The organism is Hallella faecis (assembly GCF_018789675.1).
GTDB classification, from domain to species: Bacteria; Bacteroidota; Bacteroidia; order Bacteroidales; family Bacteroidaceae; genus Prevotella; species Prevotella faecis.
Genome location: NZ_JAHKBE010000154.1, coordinates 1 through 627 on the forward strand (window position 1 = coordinate 1; position 627 = coordinate 627).

The 627-nt window shown below is 47.4% G+C and carries 1 protein-coding gene; it reads right to left on the minus strand.

Going from position 1 to position 627, the window contains the following annotated elements; genetic code table 11:
* On the minus strand, positions 1–627 hold a 627-nt coding region (locus tag KM934_RS12925), incomplete at both ends, for an IS66 family transposase (protein ID WP_215761039.1).

Sequence of the window (627 nt, forward strand, 5' to 3'; positions counted from 1 at the left end):
CTGCTTGGTATTCAGTTCCGACATATATTGCAACTCTCGCAGCAGATGGGCAAGGCAAACTTGATGATTGAGGAAATGAAGTGCAAAGTATGCGCTATGGCGGTCTGTCACGGCTGTCATTCGTTCCAGACTGTCGCCGAACTTGTCCGTCAATACTTTTGAGCTTCTGCCGTCAGCACGGAAGAGTAAGGTGTAATAAACTGTCTGCGCTATCCATGCCCAGTCAAGACGCTTGTTGCAATAACATCCGCTCTCGTCGAAACCGACGACACTTGACGACATGATATATTCCTGGATTTTCTCAATGGCAGGTTGTGCGTTTCTTTTGGCTTCCTTCACCCAGTTTACAAGCGAACCTTCACTCGGAGCAAGCCCGAACACCTCACGCAAGAAACTTGCTATACGCCCATACGGAAGAAACTGCACGACACTGAGATACACGACAAGCGATTTCACGCTTGCATCATAAATAACATCATTAGACTTGCGTCTTGGTGCAGTGCGTACACGCTCACCACACTTCTTGCAAATCATCACATAGTGACGTATCTCCTTGATTACTGGTTTAAGTTCCGGAATTGATACTACTTGCGTTACATAGTCAAGCACACGCTCTGCGTCTGCGAG